Source organism: Mucilaginibacter sp. OK283, from assembly GCF_900110415.1.
Taxonomy (GTDB): domain Bacteria; phylum Bacteroidota; class Bacteroidia; order Sphingobacteriales; family Sphingobacteriaceae; genus Mucilaginibacter.
The window spans coordinates 121,444-139,527 of the sequence record NZ_FODR01000012.1; the positions used below are offsets into that span (position 1 = coordinate 121,444).

Genomic DNA, 18,084 nt, shown 5'->3' on the forward strand with positions numbered 1-18,084 from the left:
CGCTATTATCTTTTTACAATCCGCAAAAAATGAGCCGGAGGTTTGTACCGCAAATGCACAACCATTTTTTCTTATTTTTTCCACTCAATAAAATTACGGGTCAGTACAATATCTCCGCGCTGTTCCATTTTTTTTAACAGGCGGGAAATCACCTCGCGCGACGAGTTCAAATCGGCGGCAATCTGGCCGTGGGTTATCTTTAGTTCGCGCATTTTTAGTTTTTGATATTGATTTTGCAGGTAATAGTATAACCGTTCGTCCATACCTTTAAAGGCTATATGGTCAATCACTATCAGCAGCTCTTCGTACCGGGAGCGGTAGGTTTCCAATACAAAATAGTACCATGTTTTGTAGGTGACCATCATTTGGTCCATCAGCGCTATCGGCACAGCCAAAATAGTGGTATCCTCAATAGCTTTGCCCATTACTTCGCTGGTTTCCTGTTTGGTAGCGCATATCATGGTTAGGGCACAGGCATTGCCCGGTTCCAGGTAGTACATGAAAAACTCGCCCCCGTCGTCGCCTTCGCGGTATAGCTTAACCCGGCCACTTAAAATCATCATGGTTGATTTGATGTATTGGCCGGTGCGCAACGCAACCTCGCCGGCGGGGATATGAATGACCGAAGCGTTTTGAACTAAAAAAGCCTTTAACCCGGGCTCAAATTGAGGGAACAGGTGGTCTAAATAGTCCTGGATAACGGATTGTTCTTTCATAATAAAGCGTGAAAATAAGGACGATATTTAGTTTGGCTAAAGCCTTAGGGATGTATAGTTGCCCATCCATCGGCCTGCCTGATAATAATTTCGCCATTCCCGCTGGGCACGTAGCTTATAAATGAAAAAAGCGTAGCCTTATCAATGTGTCGTTCCCTTACAGTATTGCTGCATTGCGCCAGCATCACTCCTTTTTGCAGCAGTTTTTGCAGTTCGGCTTCGTATGGGCCCGTTTTATCGTAAACGGCAACACCATCGGCAAAAGCAATAAGCTCCATTTCCACCTTGCCTTTTAGCCTGGTGTCCTCCAGTGCGTTGTCCATATTACGCAGGGTTTGTTTAATTTTCTTTGGGTCCGATTCGTCAAGGTAATAAAGCGCTTTATAGTGGGCCTGTGTGGCTTCGGCACCTTTAAATTCCGGTGCGGCTGTTTGGGCGAAAGCTGGTTTAATAAAAAGCAAACCAGCAAGCACGAAGAGTAAGGAAAAACGATTTTTCATGGCTATAGATTTAAAGAGGTTAATTTATGCTTTTTTATGATGGAATTGCTGAATGGGGCCAAATGGTCCATATTTATGCTGGCGGGCGGTAAAGCCGTCGGCATACGGCCCAAAGGGTAAATCTATGGGCTTTTGCCTTAAGTCGGGATAATCTTTGTGTTGATCTTTATGCGGCCGGGGCTGCGAGTTGATGTACGCCGCTACATCCCAGCACTCTTTATCGGTTAACTGCGGGCTTTGGTAGGTAGCACCAAAAGGCATATTGGCCTTTACAAAACCAGCCAAATTGCCTATCCTGTACATGCCCGCGCCATCGTTATAACTGTTTGCCCCCCATAAGGGCGGGTAGGAATATGATTGTTTATCTGCCGCCGGCAATCCCTCGCCGTTTGCGCCGTGGCAACTGCGGCACTTCTGGATGAAAACAGCCCTCCCGCTCAACGGATTGGCCGCGCTATCCATAAATTTCAAACGTGGTGTAGTATTACCAAACAGCCCCTGGCCTTTTTTTGCGTTTTTGCCCAGCCACTGCATATAAGCCATTATTGCTTTAATTTCTTTAGTGCCAGTGTCTGGCATAGCGCCATTCAGGCTGCGCTCAAAACACTCCGAAATCCGCATAGATGCCGATATAACCATGCCGCTGCGGACGCTTTTTTTAGGATAGGAGGCCGTAAACCCGGCAAAGTTGTTAGCAAATAACCGGGTGCCCGCATCCAGGTGGCAGTTTTGGCAGTTCATGCCATTACTGATGTGGGCAACAGACCCCTTAGGGCCAAAATATAAAGCCGTTGAAGCAATTAGCTGGCGGCCATACCGTATCAAATCGCCCTTTTTACCTGCGGGTATATTTCGTGTTTGTAGTTGTAGCCCGGCATCAGCAATATTTTCTTGATTTTGGGCAGCTTTAAAAGCAGTATTAACTGCCGAACCTTTATAATCATCCTTTTTTACCGGCCTGCTGCATGCCGAAACAAGCAAAACTGTAGCGACAACCAGTAATAATGAAACCGATATGGGGTCATGTGAAACTTTAGTCATGGCTTTTATGGTTTTTATCGATGTTCATATGTGCGCCGCTGCAAAACTGCACAATTTACAAAAACATGTTGGTGATTTAAGTCACCAAAAACAGCGTATTACACAGAAATAAATCGACCATTTTTTTGATCTCTATTTTCTTTACATTAGGTGGCCGGCTATTTATTTGGCCGCCAGATAACTGCTAATTTCACAATATGATAAAAAGGCTTAGCATTGTTGCTTCGATGCTGTTTTTGTCGTGCAACAACCATAGGGGCGTTGCGATCACAAAACAGGTAGAAAAGATAAAACCAACTAAGGATCAAGCCGAACGCCGCCGCCAATCTGAAGCTTATTGCAAAACACATTACATACCCGTTTATAGTAATCCCAACGCTTTATTTGTAGACCCGGAATTGCGGGCAACTATACGTACAAAAGATGAAGTGACAGACAGAGCTCTGGCATTGCTATATGTAGGTTTAAAAAGCGAAGGGATAGGCCAAAAGGACTTAGACGAAATAAATAAAAACCTGGATGCGCTATCAAAATTAACCCCGGCCGAAAGGGCTTATATTACAAATTCCCGGCCAACAAAGCAACAAACCACCGACGCCAACTGGCGCTACGAAGATTTACACGTGATGCTTTGGGCATTAGGTTTTATTGACTCGCTGACTTACCCCAACCAATTGTGCAATGTCGCCCAGGATGCAAAATTATTTCGGGGCCTAACCGGCAGGCAGTTTAAACAGCGGGCCCGGTTGCGAACCAAAAAAGAGATTCTCGACCAGGCCGATCTGATGCTGCGGCTGGACTGGGCTTGTGTAGATGCCCGCACCAAAAAGCAGCCGGCTCCCGGAAAGCTTGATAGTGGCGTAGTTTATGAAAGGCACTACGCTTTAAACTGGCTGATAAACTACATGAACCAAGGCTGGGATGATATAACGACAGATACGTAACAACATTAGCGTACAATGAGCTTACATTAACATGTATTTATTGAAAATGCCAAACGGCCTTACGGTGTGCTTACTTAATTTCTACCACGCCGGCGGCCACGGCCGGGAACTTAGAAAACACCTGTGCATCATGTCCCGGAATGATGTACTTAACATTACCTACCATGGCCTTCATCCTTTGCATGGCTTTTACATAACCTGCCGGATCAAGCGTACCACCGTCAGAAGCCGGCACCATATGGTCAAGGCTGTAGTATATCCAAATATTATCCGACGCCAGTATAACTTTGTTATTTCCGGTATTCACCAGCACGTATTCTGAATTAAACGTATGCCGCGACCCGGTGAATACTTTGATGCCCGGAATAACTTCTTTATTGTCGCCGTCTACCAGCGTTACTTTTCCGGCTAAATTTAAATCAACCATCATGCGCACATCCCTTTTGTTAAATCCACCGCTGCCTTCCCCTTTTTGCCATGCCGCGCCTACGAAATAATTAAAATCGTCTTTTTGGATCCAAACGCGGGCATTCGAAAACAATCTCACACCATCTATATGATCCCAGTGGGGGTGCGATAAGATAATATCTGTGACATCGCCGGCCCTTAAACCCAGCATGGATAGTGCACTATCCGGGCGGATGTAATCAATTACCTTAAATTCCTTAGCATCATCAATATCATTTAAAAACCCTGCATCAACCAGGATGTTGCGACCGTTACCCTTAATAAGCCAAACCATAAAATTAAACTTAATGCTATCGGTTTGTGGCGCTCCTTTTGCCCAATCGGCAGCCGAAAAAGGTAAGGCCGAACCAGCAAATTTTATGGCATAAACTTTATAAGCTGTGGTTTGTGCGTGTACAAACAGCACACCGGACAATATCATTACAAAGAGCAGGGCAAGCTTTTTCATCCTGTAAAGGTAGTCTCCGTAGCGGGAAGTTAAAAGAGGAGACCGACAATAAAAGGTGTAAAAAAATGCGGGCTGGCCTGGAACGCCTGCTTGTGATACCGCCGGGCAATCGCTTATTGCTCTTATGTAAACAACGTGCCTTTGGGCAAACATACCAGCTAAACCTATACGCATGTTATTGCGTACAAATAAAACAATGACGGCTTTTTAACAAACTGTCTTATGCGTTAACAAAATGTGTTTATTTCAATGAGTTTTTTAACCGATCCGCTGTTCAAGGCTTTATTTTTTACGGATACACCCCGGATAATCTTAAAAGCAGATGCGCCAAACTTTACCATATTAACCTACAATGATGCTTACATGAAGGCAACTTATACCCATTACAGGAATATAATTGGCTGGTATCTGTGGGAGGCTTTTGACCCCAGGAAAGCGGGCAACGACGGGGATAAATTTTTGCTTGATACACTTACCCGTGCCGTTGTAAATAATGAAACCATCATAACACCTCCCTTTAATTATAATATCCCCTCGGCCAATCCGGAAGTGATGGTTGAAAGCTGGTGGCAACTGGATATTATACCCATTGCAGGTAAAAGTAAAAAGCCAGCATATTTATTATTAACCACCAACAACATTACTGGCAGTGTTCAGTCGGTAAAGTAAAACCACCACTGAATACTTGCTATAAGGCCGGGGCATCTGCTATCCGTCGATAGAATCGGGCGGTTCATCGATTCTTGTCTTTTATTTGGTGATGGTTGTTGTAAGTTAGCAATGCAAATCGGGGCGAACGCCCTATTGTGATAAGGTTTAGGTAAAAGCCTCTGAGCTGCGAGAGCGAAGAGGCTTTTTTTGTGCCCGTTTTTTCTCTTCAAAACAAACCGGTCATTGGTGTTCGGTTGGATAGCATACCGTTCGGGTGTTCGCCCCCTAACGCTTACTTTGCTTTCAATCAGAAGGTTAAGTGTTCGGGCAATCCAAAAACATGAACTTTACAGGCTGATCAGCGCCTCCATCGCCGGCATAGCCATGTTATAATCCATCAATCTTTAGAATAGCACAGCGGAATAGGGTATCCCTGCCGGCACCTTGTCAGCTCCTTATCTGCCATCATGAGGCCACTATCGGTTACCCTTGATGCTGCCAATATGCACCTTCCGGGTACCGGGGTTTGGGTGTGGGCTGTTTTTTGGCGGGGGCTGAGTGGGAAAATCCATCAGGGGTTATCAGAAAAAAAGGGGGCAAAAGTTTGGGGCCTGGTATTGTTAGGTTACTGACAAAGTTGTGTCACCACTTTTGTTGGTGGGGCGTGGTAAATTTGTGAGGGTCGGGTTCGGGGTTCGGGTGTCTGTAGATGGTTGGCGGGGTTTATAGCATCGCGCCTTCCGTTACCATCTGCCAACTACACCCTAACTCCCCCGCAACCCGAACTGCCAACTGCCCACTCAAAACTGCAAACTAACATGCTTAACCTACAATTCACCGAAAAAAACAAAACCCCAAAAGCGCCCTCGGCCGATCAGCTGGCCTTCGACCATGTGGAGGCCGACCAGTATACCCCCAACGCGCTCTTCCACATTTATAAGGCCAACCAGTGGATGGCTATGGAGCAGGAGGCCGAAACGCCGCAAATGCTGTTCGGCCGGTTTTGGCTGCAGGGCGAGCTGTGCATCCTGTTTGCCGATACCAATATGGGCAAAAGCATCCTGGCCGTGCAGATGGGCCAAAGCATTGCCGCGGGCCAGGCCATTCCCGGCTTCGAGATGAATGCCGAACCCAGCCCGGTGCTGTACATTGATTTTGAACTGGCCGGCAAGCAGTTTGAACAACGCTATACCGACGAGCGCGGCACCTTCCGCTTCAGCGACAATTTTATGCGCGGCGAATACAACCAGCTATACAAACACTACAGCCCCACCACCCGCTTTAATGATGATGTGATCGAGGCCCTCACCCGCGGCATTAAAACCACAGGCGCCACCGTGCTCATTATCGATAACATTACCTGCATGCGCAAGGGTACCGAACGCGCCAACGAGGCCCTGCCCCTCATGAAACAGCTTAAATACCTCAAAACCCGCCACGGCCTCAGCATCCTGGTGCTGGCCCATACCCCCAAGCGCAACCCCGCTATGCCCATTAGCCGCAACGATTTGCAGGGCAGCAAAATGCTCATCAACTTTGCCGATAGCGCCTTCGCCATCGGCGAAAGCAATAAGTGGACCGGCTACCGATACCTTAAACAAATAAAACAGCGCAGCACCCAGGAAACCTACGGCGCCGAAAACGTGGTTCAATGCAAACTGGTGCGGCGGGATAGTTTCCTGCAATTCAACTTCGAAGGCACCTGCCACGAGCTTGACCACCTGCTTACCAGCACCCAGCAACTGCGCGACCGCAATGCCAGCCAGGTGGCCCAGCTTCACGCCCAGGGCCTAAGTCAGCGCCAGATAGCCGCCCGCCTCAAACTCGGCCTCGCCACAGTTAATAAAATGATAGGATGGGCGAGGGATTAGATGTGCAGATTTCAGATGTGCGGATTTCGGATGTGCAGATTTTTTGTCCCCTCGGGTTCTCTCAACGAGGAACCTGAGGGACGGTGCCCGTTGTAGGGAGGGGTTTCGCCACCCAGCAAATCCGTGTGTTAAGCCAATGATTCGGAATTTGGATGTTCGATTTCGGATTTTTTGTCCCCTCGGGTTCTCTCAACGAGGAACCTGAGGTACGGAGCTCGTTGTATCCAAATAGCTCATCGCCCGGCACGCGCCCTCAGTTTGTATAACACCTGACATGTCATGGGTAGGTACGAAGCATCTATCCGCCAACTTTTCTATCGGGCATACGCAAAGCTGACAGATCGTTCGTACCTCAGGATGACAGGAAAATTGGATATATCGTTGATCGTTGTAAAACTTTCGGGGACCCCGAAGAGGATTGATTGGTATTACATGGCAACCGTTTACCTGCCTTAAATTTTAATGAATATTTTTTTACGATACATCCAAAACAGGATAAGCCATTGTATTGCCAGCACAAGCGCGCCTTTAATGAGTGTACTGTAAGCATCGCCAAAAATCATATCATAGTTACGGCCCAGGTGGATGTATAAACTCTCGCGGATAAAGGAGCCAAAACCATCGGCCAGCACGTAGGCTGCTATGGAGTTTGTGCCTATCATTACCAGCAACAGCGGCCATTTTTTATGCCCCGCCGCATCAATAACACCGTAAAAAAAAGATAGCAATAAAAAGCAGCATCCGCCGCTAAACAATACCCAGCCGGGTGTCCAGATGCGCTTTACAATGGGCGCGATACCTGTAAAATGTAATAAGGCCGCAATGGCTATAAAACCAATCCCGGTTAACACAAAGCGGCGCACCAAAACAAACGGAGCGGTTCCTTTACGCAGTTGGTTGCCGGCCAGCAAGCCAATAATCATGGTGCCAAGGGTTGGTATAAAGCTTAGGGTGGCATAGCCCCCATTATTGTGAGTAAAGACGGACTCGCGAGGGAACAGGTTTAAAAACCAGCGATCAAAGGCCCAGGCCAGGTTGGTGTTTTTGTTCCAGTGGGCGGCAAAGCCTGTAAAATTATGTTCCCAGTTTGGGGGTACACCTGCCGCCGCGTAATCAAAACCACCGCCCGGCAAAGGGTATGCTGCAAAAGCCGCCCAATACCCTACAAGAATTACAACGAGCGCAATAATTTGTATCCGCTGCCTGCAAAATCCCAGTAAAAAAAGGAAGGTGTATCCCAGGCCTATCTGGGTCAGGGTATCTTCGAAAGTAAAATACGTTTGTTTAGACCACATGGAACGCAAAAAAATGCCCAGGGCAATAAGTATAACCGAGCGCAGCAAAGCATGCTTTAACAATTCGGAGAACTTATCGCCTTTAGCCATGCGGCCGGCTATTGAAAAAGGCAAAGCAAGGCCAACCAAAAATGAAAACGACGGCTGGATCATATCATGCAGCGAACAACCGGCCCAGGCCACGTGATCCTGGTTAAAGGCCAGGACACTCCAAAACGTACTACCGGGCAGCTTGCTATAAACTTCCTTAAATGATAGCGCCTCGCCCATCATCAGCAACATCACAAAGCCACGGTAGGCATCAACCGAAATTAGCCGGCTGCCGCCGATTTTCGCAGTTTCTGTTGCCGCAGGAGAGTTTTTCATTTGCCCAGGGGTTTTATTTACATGCAATATCGATAATTGCTTGATTTTTAAGCGCCCGGCGCAAAAAAAAATAATACCCCGAACGGGCTACCGTGTGTACACATCTCTAAAACAAAAAAAATGTCATTTCGAACGAGGTACGAGGAGAAATCTTATACGCCCTGCATCACAACAAGCCCATCGGAATGCAGGGCGTATAAGATTTCTCCTCACCCCGCCCGCGCAACCCATTGCAGGTTCGTTCGAAATGACATTTTTTTTATTATTGGTACGTTTCCAAAAGATGTGTACACACAGTAGCCGAAGGGGGAGGCAACTGCGCTACATATGACAGATATTGCATGGCGGCGAAGACTCACCCTGCCCCGATGCATCGGGGCAGGGTGAGTCTTCGCCTTCGTTCAACGGAACGATTAAGCCTCTTTGATGAGTGTTTTTATCTGCTCGGCCATTTCGGGTGTAACCTCGGTACCGTGAACAGTGCGGGCATGCTCGGAAGCAATGGTTAATACTTCTTCTTCCGTGTTTGCGGTTACAACAGCATCGCAGGTAAAGCCGGCATCGGCACAGTGTAGCGTTTTCATAATTTTGATTGTTTTAAAGAGTGATTATTTATTATAAACCAAAACTACAAGCGCCCGGCCCCTCAAAACGGTATCAAAAGATACACAGGCAAAAATTTATTTTTAAAGCACATCTATTCGGCCACGGTACAGTTTTATTTTTTGCTGCCGTTCAAAATCCTTTAATATCCGCGATATTACCACCCTGGTTGTGCCCAGTTCATCTGCCAGTTGCCGGTGCGAAAAATGAACCGAATTGCTCCCTTCATTTCGCGCCCGGTTTTTTAAGTATTCCATCACCCGCACATCAATATGCTCAAACACGGTCACCTCAAAATTGCTGATCAATTCATCATACCGCTTCCTGAAAATATTCATCACGTACCTGTTCCATGACGGATATTTAAGCTGCCACTGATCTATCAAACCGGCCGGGAATATGAGCACCTCCGTTGGTTCGGTAACTACTCCGTGCGATGTGCTTTTGTTATTAAAATAGGCTGCGGCAAGCGACATAGTACAGGTTTCTTCGGCCTTCACATAATAAAGTAGAAATTCCCTGTCCTCCTTTTGCTGAAATACCCTGATTGCGCCTTTAATAACAATAGGCAAAAACTTTACATACTGCCCATCGCGCACAATAACATCGCCCTTATTAAAGCTTACCACTTTGGCATGCTCCATCAACTCCGCCTTAAATTCAGGCTCGTAAAAAAATGGGATTTTGGCAAGGAAATCGCTGGTGTTACTCATAAAAGTTTTAGGTTAAAACATGCCATCTAATTTACAATTATCTGCCTGTTTTACAGCCACATCGCTTTTAAATTTCTACCACTATTTTTCCTTTAGCCTGGTTACTTTCCATGTAGGTGTGCGCTTCGGCAACCTGGTTAAGGTTAAACACCTTATCAATGTTGAGTTTAATTTTTCCGTCGGCCACGGCATCAATAAATTGCTGCAAATGGTCTTTATGCAGGTTGGCGGCATCGCCCATGTAAACCGTGAGGTGGCCCAGTGACGGAATATCGCCCATAGGTGTAAATTCATTCATCGTCCAGCTGCCGCCCAGTATGCCGGTCATGCAAACTATTCCTTTGGGCCTGATGCATTTAAGCGAGTCTTTAAGGCTGGCGATACCCACCAGTTCCAACACTTTATCAACGCCCTGCGGATATATTTGCCGGAGTTTTGAATTAACGTCGCCATCGTCAATGATGACATGATCGGCGCCGTTTTCTTTAAGGTGGACAACTTTAGCTTCATCCCTGGTAGTTGAAACCACCGTGAGTCCCATGCTTTTCGCCAGCTGGCAGGCCAACATGCCAATTGAGGACGTGCCTCCCCGAATAAGCAGTGTTTCGCCTGTTTTTATTTCCAATGCTTCATTCAACGAACCCGATACGGTCTGGAACATTTCGGGGATGGCGCCAAGCACCGCCCAGGGTAAATTGCTTTCAAACGGAAAAACGATGGTTTGGGGAACAAGGGTGTATTCGGCATATCCTCCATCAAATTCGCGGCCCATGCCGCCCATGATGGCTGCTACTTTCTGGCCTTTCTGGTATGTACCCGATGGATCATGCTCCACCTCGCCCACACATTCAATACCCTGTACGCGCGGGAACATAACACCCGGCGAGTGGCCCTGCCGCGTAAACAACTCCGACCGGTTTAAGCCGAAAGCTTTTATTTTAATTAATACCCAGCCTTCTTTTGCCGCCGGTATAGGTAAGTCCTGTATCTGGATAACTCCGGGCATGCCGGGTTGTGGGGTTACTGCTGCTTTCATTTTGTTGTTAGTTTTTAGGGGCGTTTAAAAATTCCGTCACCTGGCCAAGCAATCTTTGCGATGCATCGGTATCAATACCAGCTAATGGCCAAACGTGATTTTGATTTTCGTAAATGGTTAACGTTGCATCTGGCTGAACTTGTTTTATCGTATCATAAAAATTCCTGCTATCATCCAGCAATATCTCGTTGCTGCCAACCGCAATAAGCACCGGTGGAAACCTATTCAACCGCCCGTTTTCGGGGCTTACTATTTCGATAGGTGAGTTACCAATATAATCGGCGGCCGATGCTTTTGCATATTCACGGCTCAGCACCGGGTCGATGGCGCGATTTTCTTCATGCGATGGATTATCGCAATGCAAACTTATCCAGGGCGAAATTAACACTGCCGCATTAGGTAGCTGAACTTTCTGTTCGAGCATCCGGGCAACCGCATATACAATTAAACCGCCACCGGCGCTATCGCCGATAAAATCTATCCCGTAGCCGGGGTAGCTGTTAAGTAACTCCGTGTACACGGCAAAAACATCATCGGGTGCTGCCGGGAATGGCTTTTCGGGAGCCAGGGAATAATCTACAAATAAAGTTTTTGCGCCTGTTGCCACGGCAAAATGACTTACCATAGCCTCGTGCGAGCGGATAGAGCCTACCGCAAATGCTCCACCGTGCAGGTAAATAATTATCTTTTGGGGCCTGGCATTAACCGGGGTTAGCCAATAACAATTAACTCCGGCTATCAATACCTGTTCTGTTTTTACCGATAGCGCTTTCGGATAAATTGCGCCCAGGGCTTCAAACCGTTCTCTTCGTTTTTTTATATCTTCCATTGCTTTGCGCTTTTTTATGCAGATGACAAATCATCTCTTGTGCGGGACAAAGGTGGCGGTATACACGGGCAATTACCTATAAGGTAGCTTAAGAAACACCCTTAATGTAGTTTAAGCATGCCGTTATTTTTTGGCGATATCTTTACGCACCTTGCTCAAAAACTCGGGGGTAATGCCCAGGTACGATGCTATCTGCGTGCCTGGCAGGCGCTGGTATAAATGGGGGTATTGTTTAATGAACGACAGGTAGCGCTCTTCGGCTGTTGAGCTGATGGTTTGCAGGATGCGGTTTTCCTGCTCAACAAAACGATCCTCTACAATTACCCTGAAATTTCTGTCGAATTTGGGGTTGTTGGTGAACAGGTAAAACAGGTTGGCCTTGTTTAACTGGTAAATAACAGCCGGCTCAATGGCCTCAATATAAACGCGGCTTGGTTTTTCAAAATAAAAACTATCAATCTCCATTAGCCAGTCGCCTTCAGCAGCAAACTGCAGGTTATGCTCAGTCCCTTTTTTATCAACCTGGAATTTTTTAAAACAGCCTTCGGCAACAAAGGTGTAATGTCTGCAAATGTCGTTTTCCTGCAGAATGAATTGGCGACGTTTAATTTTCCGTTCGGTCACCCGTTGGGCAAGGTCGGCCTTTTCTTCCGCATTAAGGGGCAGGTATTTATCGAAACAGGAAAGAAGTTTGTTGATAGACACTATATTGTATTACGAGGCACTAATATACAGAATGATATTAACAAGAAGCCATTCCGGGTGGTGAAGCGTATCATGATGTTTCCCCAGAATATCGAATATTTTCGGGCAAACACATGTGATGCGTGTCTACAAAAAACGGGGTTTCTGTTCCCCGGAATGCCCCGGGCTGCCTCCTTAAATCCCAGCCGATAAAATTACTTTGGGTACTCTTCTTCGGTAGTTAACACCACCCGGGTAGGCATATCTGATGATGTTGGGAAAAAACAGGCCGTTTCAACAACGTCCTTATCGCCCGGGTTTAATACCAAATCGGCTTCGCCTTTTGATTTGGCTACTACATGCCCCATGGCATTATAATAGGTAGCACGTACAAAAACATTTCTAAATACTTGTTTACCAGTTGTTTTTATAGTGGCGTGCACATAATACAGGCCCTCGGTAACATCATATTTATCACTGGTTTCTACAATTTCAACTCCGTTTAGCCCGCCGGTTGTTTCAATATCTACAGGTGGGTTCCCGCTTTCGTTTTGGCAACCGCTTAACAGGGCGCTCAATGATATCATGGTTAAAAGAATTTTCATTTTGCTTATTATTAAGTATTCATAATATATGACACAAGCGTCGTGCCGAAAAAAATATAATTATATAATGCCGATTTTAGCTGTACATCATATATGTTTCTGAATATTAATAAGCGCGTATGTAGCGGGCTTATATGTTAATAAAAAGTTCCGGTTTCATTAATTTGAAAGTATTTAATTGGTTTGTCAGCATTAACACTAATTTTGTTATGTATAAAAATGTTGTGTTGAATTTATTATAGATCAGGGGCAATTAATGGAATTTGAGGGTATCAATAAACGGTTTGAAGAGTTGCGGGTATGTGTCATCATCCCTACGTATAATAACCACCTTACCCTGGCCAGTGTAATTACCGATGTGGCCGCCTACAGCAATCACATCATCGTAGTTAACGATGGCTCTACAGATAATACAGAAGATATTGTAAAATCATTCCCGCAGGTTCAGCTCATCAGCTATCCACAAAATGTGGGTAAAGGCTGGGCATTACGCCAGGCATTTGCTTACGCGATGGAAAAGGGTTACCAATATGCCCTAACCATCGACTCGGACGGGCAGCACTTTGCCAAAGATATCCCCACCTTTTTAAATAAACTGGAAGATGTACGCGATGCCATTATCATAGGCTCCCGCAATATGGACCAGGCGGCCGTGCCGGGTAAAAGCAGCTTCGGCCACAAGTTCTCCAACTTTTGGTTTTGGGTAGAAACCGGCATTCATTGCCCCGATACGCAATCGGGTTTCAGGCTGTACCCCTTATATCTGCTGGAAGGCATGAAGTTTTACACCGTTAAATACGAGTTTGAGATAGAAGTGATTGTTCGGGCCGTTTGGCGGGGCGTTCATATGGATTCGGTACCGGTTACGGTTTACTATGCCCCTAAAGAAACCCGGGTATCACACTTCCGTCCCTTTACCGATTTTTCGCGGGTGGGCGTGTTGAATGCCTTTTTGGTAGTCATAGCCTTTGCCTGGATTAAGCCGCGCAACTTCTTCCGCGATTTATTTAAAAAAAAAGGCCGTAAAAAAATATTAGCCACCCTGTACAATCCCAACGATTCGGACGAAACCAAAGCCCTCTCTATCGGCTTTGGCATTTTTATGGGGATAGTGCCCATCTGGGGCTTTCAACTTGCAGTGGCCATATTCCTTTCTATTATATTTAAACTAAACAAGGCGCTGGTGGTGTTCTCGGCACATATCAGTATCCCGCCCATGATCCCGGTCGTCCTGTTTTTAAGCTATAAAGCGGGCGAGTATTGGATGGGCGACAAGGTTGCCAATATCGCCTTCAGTTCGGATATCTCTTTTAAATCTATCAGCGCGCATTTAGAGCAGTATATTTATGGCAGTTTAACGCTTGCCGTAGTAGCTTCGCTTACAGTGGGGCTGGTAACTTATGCCCTGTTAAAACTGCTAAAAAAATCACCTGCTGCATTATAGTCGCCCATTTAAATGGAAAAAGGCCTGATCCTGATATATCATTACTTTGCCAAACACAAGCTTGTTTTTTATACAGTATTTGCTGCCTGCTTTTTGGTGATGGGATATTTTGCGTCGCGGGTAAGGTTTGAAGAAGATATCAGTAAGGTTATCCCAAAAGATAAAAAGATAGCCAAGCTCAATGAGGTTTTTCAAAACTCCAAGTTCCTGGATAAGCTGGTGATCATGGTATCGCTTAAAGATAGCACTGCCACAGCCAACCCCGATAGCCTGGTTGCTTACGCCGATGAATTTGCCGCCGCAGTGGGGCCAAAATTTAAAGATTATATAGGCAAGGCCAATTTTAAGGTAGATGATGATGTGGTGATGAAATTGTTTGGTACCATCAGCCAGCGTTTACCTGTTTATTTAACGGAAAAGGACTATAAAACCATTGATACACTCATCACCCCGGCAAAAATTAAGCAAACACTGGCTTATGATTACCGCACGCTTACATCACCGGCGGGCATAGCGCTCAAAAGCATTATTAGTAACGACCCGGTAGGCATCTCCTTTATCGGCCTTAAAAAACTGCAGCAGCTACAGTACGATAAGAATTTTGAACTGTACGATAATTACGTGGTAACCAAGGATCATAAAAATCTGTTGATGTTTATCACCCCGGCTTACCCGCCAAATAATACAGGCAAAAACTCGGTACTGATAAAGGGCTTAGATAAACTAATTGACAGCCTGGGCAACAGGCCAAAACGCATCGCGGCTGCAACCTACTTTGGATCGGCGGCGGTGTATTATGGTAACGCACAGCAGCTAAGGCGGGACACCGCGCTTACGCAAGGCGCTACCGTAGTCGTGCTGATTTTGTTTTTAGGTTTGTACTTTCGCAAAAAAAGGGCGCCAATCATTATCCTCATCCCGGTACTATTTGGCTCGCTATTCTCCCTCACCGCTATTTACTTTTTAAAGGGAAGTATCTCTGTTATTGCATTGGGCACGGGTTCGGTGGTGTTGGGTATCGCCATCAATTATTCGCTGCATGTGTTTAACCACTACCGCCATACCAAAAGTGTGGAGCAGGTAATTAAAGACCTGGTGATGCCGCTTACCGTGGGCAGTTTTACCACCATCGGCGGTTTCCTGTGCCTGGAGTTTGTAGAGTCGGAAATGCTGAAGGACCTGGGTTTATTCGCAGCCTTTAGTTTAATAGGCGCATCCATTTGCTCGCTGGTATTTTTGCCGCAATTTATATCCACAAAAAAAGAGCAGGAAAACCACACCTTTACGCAGCTATCGTGGATTGATAAGCTGGCCTCGTTTAACCCCGAGTATAACAAGTACATTGTTATTGGCATCATCCTGCTTACAGGCGTGTTTTTTTATAAAGCCAACGATGTAACCTTTGAGTTTGATGTAGCCAAAATGAACTACATGCCGCCCGCGTTGCAGCAATCGCAAAACAAGCTTAACAAAATTAACCAGTATGCGCTGCAATCGGTTTACCTGGTATCTGAAGGAAAAACATTGGATAGGGCGCTTATCAATAACGAAAAGCTGGCCGGGCAAATTGAAAAGCTAAAAGCACAGGGCATCGTCAAAAAATCATCAGATGTATCATCGTTCATCATCTCCGATTCGCTCCAGAAAGAACGCGTTAACCGCTGGAATACTTACTGGACAACTGAAAAGAAACAACAACTTTTTGCTACCCTCGAAAGCGAAGGCAAGCTAAAAGGGTTTAGCGTATCGGCGTTTGAAAAGTTTAAAGCCTTGTTGAACAAAAATTTTTCGCATACTAACGATGAGGATGTAGCCGAGATCAGGAAAAGCTTCCTGGATAATTTCATCAATGAATATCCAAGCCACTCCACAGTAGTAACACTAATACAAACATCGCCCGATAAAAAAGCAGCCATATACAAAGCTTTTGAAAACGACCCGAATGTTACCGTTATTGATAAACAATACCTTACCAATAAACTGGTAGAGATCATCAATGCCGATTTTACCAAAATAGCGGTCATGTCGTCACTATTGGTATTTGTGGTGTTGCTGCTTACCTATGGCCGCATGGAGCTGGCGCTGGTTTCCTTTATCCCCATGGCTATCTCCTGGATCTGGATTTTGGGCTTGATGGGCATCTTCGGTATCGGATTTAATATCGTGAACATTATTATTTCGGCACTGATATTTGGCCTGGGCGACGACTACAGCCTGTACATTATGGATGGCCTGCTACAGGAATACAAAACAGGTAAAAAGGTATTATCATCCTACAAATCATCCATCTTTTTATCGGCTATAACCACCATAACCGGGCTTGGGGTTTTGATTTTTGCCAGGCACCCGGCATTACGGTCAATAGCGGCCATATCTATTATCGGGATTGTTTGCGTGGTGATCATGTCGCAGATATTGATTCCCTTCCTGTTCAATATCCTCATTAAAAACCGTGCCGCTAAGAAACGTTTTCCCTGGACTATCAGCGGGTTCGTGATCAGTATTTTTGCATTCACCTATTTTGTTACCGGCTGTTTAATCTTATCAGCATTGGGCTTTATATTCCGGCTGAATCCATTTAGCAAAGAAAAAGGCAAATTAGTTTATCATGCTATATTGGCGAGGTTTTCCTGGTCGATGATTTACATTATGGGGAATGTAAAAAAGGAGATCATCAATAAGCAACTTGCCGATTTTAAAAACCCAGCGGTTATTATCGCCAACCACCAGTCGTTTTTAGATATTTTGATTTTGGTGATGCTGAACCCAAGGCTCATTTTATTTACCAATAATTGGGTATGGAACTCGCCGGTATTTGGCGCCGTGGTGCGTATGGCCGATTACTTCCCGGTAGCGCAAGGTACCGAAGAAAGTATTGATGTATTGGCCGACAGGGTAAAAAAAGGCTATTCCATCATAATTTTTCCCGAAGGAACCCGATCAGTAGACGGCGAAATTAAGCGCTTCCATAAGGGAGCCTTTTACCTGGCCGAGGCTTTGAAAATGGACATTCAGCCCATCCTTATCCACGGCACCGGCTACTGCATGACCAAAGGCGATTTCCTGTTGAAAAACGGCAAGATCACCCTGAAATACCTGCCCCGCATAAAACCCGCCGACACTAATTTTGGCACCGGATACGCCGAACGGACCAAAGCCATCAGTAAATATTTTAAGGCTGAGTTTAAGCAACTCGGCGCAGAGATACAACAGCCACGATACTATCGAGAGCAATTGATTTACAACTACCTATACAAAGGTCCGGTGCTGGAATGGTACATGCGGATAAAAGTACGTTTAGAGAAAAACTACCAGCAGTTTCATGACCTGCTGCCGGCTAAAGGGAAAATGCTTGATATTGGGTGTGGTTATGGTTTTATGCCTTATATGCTGCACTTTGCCGCCCCGCAGCGCGAGTTTACCGGAATTGATTATGACGAGGATAAAATAGAAGCAGCCAACAACAACTTTAGTAAGGATACACAGATTAAATTTGAGCATGCCGACGTACTAAGCTTTGAATTTGAAAAATACGATGCCATTATTATAGCCGACATGTTGCATTACATGCAGCCCGACGAGCAAAAGCTGATCATTGAACGATGCATACACAGTTTAAATGAAGGGGGCAAACTGATCATCCGCGATGGCAATAAAGATTTGAAGGAAAAGCACCGTGGCACGGAGCTTACGGAGTTTTTCTCGACCAGGTTCATCAAATTTAATAAAGCCAGCCGGGGCTTGTCGTTTTTATCGGCACAACTGGTAGAGGATATTGCAGCGGCTAACAGCATGAGTTGCAAAATAATAGATGAGACAAAGTTCACATCAAATATTATTTTTGTAATTGAATATAAAAACAGGGATTAG

General features: G+C 45.6%; 18 protein-coding genes. 7 read left to right on the plus strand and 11 right to left on the minus strand.

From position 1 onward, the window contains the following. Positions 1-71: 71 nt before the first annotated feature. From BMX56_RS23480 to BMX56_RS23490, 3 genes are read right to left on the minus strand one after another with little or no spacing between them, the layout of a single operon-like run. The gene (locus tag BMX56_RS23480) at positions 72-716 is read right to left on the minus strand and encodes a Crp/Fnr family transcriptional regulator (RefSeq protein ID WP_090652136.1); all 645 of its coding nucleotides are present in this window, start codon (positions 714-716) and stop codon (positions 72-74) included. A gap of 44 nt (positions 717-760) precedes the next feature. Then, entirely contained in the window at positions 761-1,216 is a 456-nt protein-coding gene (locus BMX56_RS23485) for a DsrE family protein (RefSeq protein WP_090652137.1), read from the minus strand. Positions 1,217-1,240: 24 nt separating this feature from the next. Next, on the minus strand, positions 1,241-2,257 hold the full coding sequence (locus BMX56_RS23490) for a c-type cytochrome (protein ID WP_090652138.1): 1,017 nt from the start codon (positions 2,255-2,257) through the stop codon (positions 1,241-1,243). A 197-nt stretch (positions 2,258-2,454) separates the two neighbouring features. Here BMX56_RS23490 and BMX56_RS23495 point away from each other — a divergent pair, with 197 nt between their 5' ends. Beyond that, positions 2,455-3,201, plus strand: coding sequence for a DUF4272 domain-containing protein (locus tag BMX56_RS23495; RefSeq protein ID WP_090652139.1), 747 nt, complete (start codon positions 2,455-2,457; stop codon positions 3,199-3,201). 70 nt (positions 3,202-3,271) lie between these two features. Here BMX56_RS23495 and BMX56_RS23500 read toward each other — a convergent pair whose 3' ends face one another. After that, complete coding sequence (locus BMX56_RS23500) at positions 3,272-4,117, minus strand: N-acyl homoserine lactonase family protein (RefSeq protein WP_090652250.1); 846 nt, start codon at positions 4,115-4,117, stop codon at positions 3,272-3,274. Between the two features lie 249 nt (positions 4,118-4,366). On the opposite strand from BMX56_RS23500, the gene BMX56_RS23505 reads away from it, so the two are divergent. From BMX56_RS23505 to BMX56_RS30260, 4 genes are all read left to right on the plus strand, one after another. Further along, positions 4,367-4,786, plus strand: a complete 420-nt coding sequence (locus BMX56_RS23505) for a hypothetical protein (RefSeq protein ID WP_090652140.1) — start codon at positions 4,367-4,369, stop codon at positions 4,784-4,786. A gap of 449 nt (positions 4,787-5,235) precedes the next feature. Then, positions 5,236-5,400 (plus strand): hypothetical protein, encoded by a 165-nt coding sequence (locus tag BMX56_RS30255; protein WP_177183895.1) that lies wholly within the window; start codon positions 5,236-5,238, stop codon positions 5,398-5,400. Between the two features lie 186 nt (positions 5,401-5,586). Beyond that, on the plus strand, positions 5,587-6,639 hold the full coding sequence (locus BMX56_RS23510) for an AAA family ATPase (protein ID WP_143065515.1): 1,053 nt from the start codon (positions 5,587-5,589) through the stop codon (positions 6,637-6,639). 279 nt (positions 6,640-6,918) lie between these two features. Beyond that, positions 6,919-7,095, plus strand: a complete 177-nt coding sequence (locus BMX56_RS30260) for a hypothetical protein (RefSeq protein ID WP_177183896.1) — start codon at positions 6,919-6,921, stop codon at positions 7,093-7,095. Here BMX56_RS30260 and BMX56_RS23515 read toward each other — a convergent pair. From BMX56_RS23515 to BMX56_RS23545, 7 genes are all read right to left on the minus strand, one after another. Next, positions 7,092-8,300, minus strand: coding sequence for an acyltransferase family protein (locus BMX56_RS23515; protein ID WP_218152477.1), 1,209 nt, complete (start codon positions 8,298-8,300; stop codon positions 7,092-7,094). The genes BMX56_RS30260 and BMX56_RS23515 overlap by 4 nt on opposite strands. A 413-nt stretch (positions 8,301-8,713) precedes the next feature. Next, the gene (locus BMX56_RS23520) at positions 8,714-8,884 is read right to left on the minus strand and encodes a DUF1059 domain-containing protein (RefSeq protein ID WP_090652142.1); all 171 of its coding nucleotides are present in this window, start codon (positions 8,882-8,884) and stop codon (positions 8,714-8,716) included. 102 nt (positions 8,885-8,986) lie between these two features. Beyond that, on the minus strand, positions 8,987-9,616 hold the full coding sequence (locus tag BMX56_RS23525) for a Crp/Fnr family transcriptional regulator (RefSeq protein ID WP_090652143.1): 630 nt from the start codon (positions 9,614-9,616) through the stop codon (positions 8,987-8,989). A gap of 67 nt (positions 9,617-9,683) precedes the next feature. Further along, positions 9,684-10,652, minus strand: a complete 969-nt coding sequence (locus BMX56_RS23530; RefSeq protein WP_090652144.1) for a zinc-binding alcohol dehydrogenase family protein — start codon at positions 10,650-10,652, stop codon at positions 9,684-9,686. Between the two features lie 7 nt (positions 10,653-10,659). After that, positions 10,660-11,481, minus strand: coding sequence for an alpha/beta hydrolase (locus tag BMX56_RS23535; RefSeq protein ID WP_090652145.1), 822 nt, complete (start codon positions 11,479-11,481; stop codon positions 10,660-10,662). A gap of 123 nt (positions 11,482-11,604) precedes the next feature. Further along, positions 11,605-12,186 carry a Crp/Fnr family transcriptional regulator gene (locus tag BMX56_RS23540; RefSeq protein ID WP_090652146.1) on the minus strand — a complete coding sequence of 194 codons (582 nt, stop codon included), beginning with the start codon at positions 12,184-12,186 and terminating at the stop codon, positions 11,605-11,607. A 194-nt stretch (positions 12,187-12,380) separates the two neighbouring features. Continuing rightward, positions 12,381-12,770, minus strand: a complete 390-nt coding sequence (locus BMX56_RS23545) for a hypothetical protein (protein WP_143065516.1) — start codon at positions 12,768-12,770, stop codon at positions 12,381-12,383. 256 nt (positions 12,771-13,026) lie between these two features. Between BMX56_RS23545 and BMX56_RS23550 the strand changes: the two genes are divergently transcribed. Beyond that, complete coding sequence (locus BMX56_RS23550) at positions 13,027-14,214, plus strand: DUF2062 domain-containing protein (RefSeq protein ID WP_218152478.1); 1,188 nt, start codon at positions 13,027-13,029, stop codon at positions 14,212-14,214. Positions 14,215-14,226: 12 nt separating this feature from the next. Continuing rightward, on the plus strand, positions 14,227-18,084 hold the full coding sequence (locus BMX56_RS23555) for a trifunctional MMPL family transporter/lysophospholipid acyltransferase/class I SAM-dependent methyltransferase (RefSeq protein WP_090652148.1): 3,858 nt from the start codon (positions 14,227-14,229) through the stop codon (positions 18,082-18,084).